The organism is Hymenobacter defluvii (genome assembly GCF_017589435.1).
GTDB lineage: Bacteria > Bacteroidota > Bacteroidia > Cytophagales > Hymenobacteraceae > Hymenobacter > Hymenobacter profundi.
The window spans coordinates 1-5878 of the sequence record NZ_JAGETX010000044.1; the positions used below are offsets into that span (position 1 = coordinate 1).

General features: G+C 50.0%; 4 protein-coding genes. All 4 read right to left on the reverse strand.

Features of this window, described 5'->3' with window-relative positions; all coding sequences use genetic code 11:
- The coding region (locus tag J4D97_RS22555) for a sugar transferase (RefSeq protein ID WP_208309556.1) at positions 1–693 on the reverse strand (693 nt) is incomplete at its 3' end.
- Between the two features lie 87 nt (positions 694–780).
- On the reverse strand, positions 781–1158 hold the full coding sequence (locus J4D97_RS22560) for a response regulator transcription factor (RefSeq protein ID WP_208309557.1): 378 nt from the start codon (positions 1156–1158) through the stop codon (positions 781–783).
- A 299-nt stretch (positions 1159–1457) separates the two neighbouring features.
- A complete protein-coding gene (locus tag J4D97_RS22565; RefSeq protein WP_208309558.1) occupies positions 1458–4226 on the reverse strand; it encodes an ATP-binding protein in 2769 nt (922 codons plus the stop codon).
- Between the two features lie 100 nt (positions 4227–4326).
- Positions 4327–5634, reverse strand: coding sequence for a sensor histidine kinase (locus J4D97_RS22570; protein WP_208309559.1), 1308 nt, complete (start codon positions 5632–5634; stop codon positions 4327–4329).
- Positions 5635–5878 lie beyond the last annotated feature (244 nt).

Sequence of the window (5878 nt, forward strand, 5' to 3'; positions counted from 1 at the left end):
CTGGTCTGTGGTAATTTTTTCCGCCTCGTACAGCGGCAACGGCCGGTTGCCGACGATAGACATATCACCACGCAATACATTGAAGAATTGGGGCAACTCATCAATGCTGGTATTGCGAATGAACTTGCCAATTCGGGTTACGCGTGGGTCACTCACGATTTTAATGAACGTTGCTCCGATTTCCCCCTTCTTAGCAAGCTTGTGCTGGCTTTCGCAAATTATTTTTCCTTGGCTATCAATCAGTTGCTGCTGGCACGAAGTTCCACCGGCAGCGCAGGTAGCACAGAGAGAAGAAAGCAAGAAACTTTCTTCCTTGGGCGGGGCCTGGTACTGATTCAGGTCCTTCATAGATGCCAGTAATTGGTCTGCATCCGGCCGCATCGAGCGAAACTTCCAGAATTTGAAGATCCGGTAGCCGGCTCCTACCCGGTAGGAGTAGTAGAAAACCGGCCCCTTGGATTCCAGTTTGATCAGTAAGGCGACTAGCAGGAACAACGGACTTAGGCATACCAGCACGACTGCCGCAAAAATGGTATCGAAGATCCGCTTACTCAACGGGAAACGCAGCGAGTAGGTGTAGGGCTTCAGTTCTGCTACAACAGCAACTTCGCTATCCGTCAGCTCTTGCAACTGAGGGAGAGAACTCCTACGAATGTTCCTTGTAAATAGGGAGTCATCAATACTTGCATCCATGAGCAAATAAGTAAATGGTGGTGCACGATGTGAACGTGGGAACTAGGGTAAGAAGAATAGGGCGGGGAGATACTAGGCAGTCGTAATCTAAATTTTGACCCGTGCCAATAACTTTTTAATTCTTAGTTCTAGCTCTTCCGGATTAAACGGCTTGACCACATAATCATCAGCACCTTGTTTCAGACACTTAATTTTGATGCTGGTTTCATCCTTCCCCGACAACATTACCAAAGGAATATGTAAATGCCGCGGGCTAGCGCGTACCTGCTTGATAAAATCCAGGCCATCCATAACGGGCATAGTATAATCCGCAATAATAGCGTCGGGGGTATTCTCCTGCTGTAGCCACTCTATGGCCTCCTGTCCATTGGCATGCAGAATCACTTCGTAAGCAGATGAAAAATAGTGTTCTAGAATCAACTGAATGGAAGGCTCATCGTCCACAATAAGTAGTCTTTTCTTCATAGTAACCTGTGAATTAGGATCATTCAGCTGAAAACGCGTTCTTTTAATGTGATCATATAATTCTGCAAGAAAAACATAAAATATAACATTATCACTATAGTATATAAAAAAATATTGTAATAGTTCTACTGCGCTTTGACAGGAAGTACAGAAAATGATTACAACAGAGACTCAAGTGAATACAGCTCAAGCCTATGCGGTTGACGCTGCCTGACGAACCACTCTTCAGGAAAAGGTACTTGATGACAGTACATCTTTAGTTTGTTCATTTGTTAAGCATGAGCAGCCCTTGAGGCTGCTCATGCTTCCAGCCGAGCCATAAAAGCGGCCACGACTAAGGCCGTATGCGTACGGGCAGTATGCAGAAAAGCAGCTAGTTGTTCGGGCTGCGCGGCCATGTGCGGCATTTCTTCAATATTTTTTAATGCTGCTTCCGCCTCTCGAATTCGTAGGTTGCCACAGGTTGACTTTAGAGTGTGAGCGATATTCGCGACGGCCTCCCAATCGTGGTGCGCAATGGCCTGCGTAAGCTTATCCAGCTGAGCGGGCACGGTGCGGATAAATACCTGCTGCATTTTCGCCACGAAATCGGCATCTTGGGCCAGCTTACCCAACCCCGAGAAATCATACAGAGCATTGCCTGAAACAACCTTTTGGAGAGTAAGAGCAGCCTGCTTTTCCGTTACCCGCCCCGTGTGCTGGGCTAGCGTTACATATAAATCAGTTTCGTGGTAGGGTTTGACCAAATACCCCGTAAAACCCGAATGGGCGTAAGACTCTACCTCTTGTTTCAGCGCGTTGGCTGTCAGTGCAATGATGGGAGTGTGCTGGTTGGGGTTGAGTTGCTCACGCAAATGCGCCGTTACCCGAGTACCGCTCAGGCGTGGCATCCGGATGTCCATCAGAATCAGGTCGTAGGGCACTGCCTGAGCCTTGGCCAGTGCATGTTCGCCGTTCTCGGCCAACTCCACATCCACGGCCCACGACTGTAGCAGCGCTACCGCCAGTAGCTGGTTGACATGATTATCCTCGGCCAGCAGCACCCGCAGTCCTTGCAACGCGCCCGGTACCAGCACTGGCTCCGGTTTGCTGGCAGGAGCCTCGTTGCTGATGGAATAAGGCAGCGTAAAATAAAAACAGCTGCCCTGCCCCGGCGTGCTACGCACCCAGATTCGTCCCCCTTGTAACTCAATCAGGTCTTTGCAGATGGAAAGCCCCAGCCCGGTACCGCCGTGCAGACGCGTAGTGCTACTGTCGGCCTGTGAAAAGCTTTCAAAGATGTGATCAAACTTGTCACTGGCAATGCCAATGCCAGTGTCTTCCACGCAAAATTTGCAGTACACTATCTCCCCTACCCTCTCCTCTATTTCCACTCCAATAGCGACATGGCCCCAACTGGTAAATTTGATGGCGTTGTTAATCAGGTTCAGCAGCACTTGGCTTAGCCGCAACGGGTCGCCTAGTACGGTGGGCAGGCTATCGGTGGGCAGTCGCGCTTCCAGCACCAAGTCTTTTTCCTCAGCCTTGAACCGTAGCGAGTTAACTGCGCTTTGCAGGGTAGCCGAGATGTCGAAAGGAATGCGTTCCAAGCTGATCTTGCCGGATTCGATTTTGGCAAAGTCCAGTACGTCGTCAAGCAGGACCAGTAGATTTTCGGCGCTTGCCAAGATACTATCCAAGTACTCCACCTGCAGGGTCGCCAGCTCGCTCCGCTTCAGGAGCCGCGCCATGCCTAGAATGCCGTTCATGGGCGTACGGATTTCGTGGCTCATATTAGCCAGAAATACCTCTTTCGCTTTGGCTGAGGCTTCTGCCACCCGCCGGGCCTGCTTCAGCACCGTGATTTCGGAGGAGATGGTTAATAGGTAGCGGGTGTTATCGGAGGTAGCGAAGGGAGCTTTAGTGGTATGATACCACGCTTTCTTATCTTTTGAAACCCGGTATAGCTCTTCGAAGCTGGTTTTTTGGTTGGCGCTCAGAATCTCAAGATCCCGCGCGTACGAGTAATCCAGGGTCAGCCGATCTCGCAACAGGTCAGGTACCTCCAGCTCGTATAAGTGGGCGTAGGCATCATTAACCAGAATATACCGGCCGGCTTCGTCTTTGACAGCAATGGGATTAGGATTTTTCTGAATAACCAACTCCGTAAGCTCCTGCTGGTTGCGCAGCTGTAGCTCCGCCTGCTTCTGCGGCGTAATATCTAGGCCGTAGCCGATAACTACTGTAATTTCGCCCTGCTCATTGAGCACTGGGTACAGCTTTCGGAGCTTATAAGCAGTGGGTTGTTCGGGTGCCGCATAGCATTCCTCCCAGCTCACTTCCTGCCGGGTCGTAGTGGCCATTAGAAATTGCTGGTGGGGATAGGTCGCTAACCCTTCATCTTGGTTGTGATAACGACCGTATTCCTCAGCACTTTTGCCAACCACCCACTCCCGGATTTCCGGCTGCTGAATAAACCGTGGATTCACGAACAGGAAAGTGCCTTGCGGATCAAATACTGCAATATCAACAGAGATATTATTGAGAATACTTTCGTAGAATTCCTTTTGCGCGGTAAGCTTTTCCGTGAAGATTTTTTCCTCGCTGATATCCTCGATAGACCCGATGCTCCGTTTCACTCCTGTTTCGTCCTTGGTAAATACCGTGTCCCGGATTCTGACCCATTGCCACTGTTGATCTTTGCTTCGGAGTCGGACCTCCGTCTGCACGATATCTCCCGCAGACAAGGCACGGAGCTTCTCGTAGTGCATTTCCATCCGGGTCTTATCGTACGGATGCAATAGGGTATGCAGCACTTGCCCTCTGAACTGCTGGATGTCTGCCGTCGCATAGCCCAGCATGTGGCATAGCCGGTCGTTGAGCAGCGTATCATTTTGGCGAGCTACGTGGCGAATATACAGGGCTACGGGAACCGTTTCGGAGAGCTTCTTTAGGAAGAGTGTTTGTTGATCAAGCTTCGCCAGTAACGTCTGCTTAAGGTCCATTTCATCGCGTAGCTGCCGCTCCAGATGCCGAATCTTCTCTTCTAACAAAGCTTCCTTTAAGCAGGCATCCTCGATTTCCTTCATTGCTAACTAGGGCGGTAGATGATTACTGATCAGATTATTATAAGTTACTGACTGGTAATATACACTGGGCGTAGCGGCTTTCACTTCCCAGCCGAGACTTTTACTCCTCTGCCACGCTTGGGCGCCCAAGCGGCTCCTCGTACCGGAGATGGAAGGCCAGAACGGAGCCTTTATTGCGCGTACTGGTAATGGAGAGCTGGCCGCCCTGCATCTCAATCAGTTTTCTGGTGGTAGCCAGCCCCAGGCCATATTGGCTGCCGGTGGCATTACCCAGTTGAAAATTCTCACAGTCAACACCTTGCTGCTCAAGGCTCATACCGGCTCCGGTATCGGTTATCATGAACTCTAACACCCAGTCTATGTCCGACTGGTAAACGACATCTACTGCCAGCCTGACGCTGCCTTGATCAGTGAACATAAACGCATTGTCTAGGGCGTTGAAGAGTATCTGCTGCAAGCGGGCTCCATCACCCCGTACTTCATCAGGAACACTTAAGTTGATATCCAGTTCGAAACGCAGGTCCTTTTCGGTAGCTCTGGCTAGTAAGGACCGGTGTAGCTGCTTGAGGGTGTCTTTTAATAAAAATCGGCTTTTATTAAGTTTGAGCTTTCCGGCTTCCATAGCATTCAGTTCGAAAACGTTGCGAGCCGTCGCCTGCGTTTTCTGCAGGAATGACTGAATAGAGCGAAGGATATTCTTGGCTCCTGGTTCTAGTTGGTTTTCCTGTAGCACTATCTCTATGTGCTCCACTACATACTCCAACGGCTGCTGAATTTCGTGCGCTAGGGCAGCAATAAAATCCACCCGATCTTGCCGGGTCGTTGAGTCGCTTTCGCTTGCCGCCAGCGTGTCATCGGCGGCCAATAATCGACTTTCCATCAATTGTAGCTGATGCTGTACAGTAGTCAACTGTTTATGCGTCTGACGGAATTTTAGTTCTTGGACCACTTGAGCGGCGAGTAGCTGCAGAGTTAGTTGCTGGTCTTGGCTGAGCGTTCTCTTATGGGTATCCAGCACACTGAGCGTTCCGACGCTATATCCCTCGACTGATTTGAGAGGGTAACCCGCGTAAAATTTAATCTTCATCGGGCCGTTCACCAGCTCGTTGTGGCGAAACAGCTCGTGGGCGCTGGCATCTTCTAACATGAAGATGCCTTCCTCCATGATGGTAGAGGAACAAAAGCTCCCCTGTCGGACTAACTCCACTTGCTCCAGACCAGTTTTCGCTTTAATCCACTGCCGCTTTTCGTCGATGAAGCTGATCAGCGCAATAGGAGCAGCGCATAGTTGGGCCGTCAACTGCGTGATTTTATCGAATGCCGCTTCTGGTGCAGAATCCAGAATATCCAGCGCGCGTACCTCCAGGAGCCGTTCTTGCTCATACAGTTGCATTAAGTCTAACTCCATTAGTAATCTATAAAAATGAAATAATGAAGTCCTTGCAATCAGGTAAAAACTTTCTACCAGAACGTAGACTATCAGTAGGTTTCCGAATAACTGAAGTAGACATACGCTACTGGTGCTCAACCAGATTGCTACCTGACTTGCAGTTGGCGGGTATAGATTGAAGCTACGAGTACACCTAGCATCATGGCGGAAACAGCCGCAATGCCTATGCTTAGCAAACGAGTGGTGCCTACGCTGCGAATGT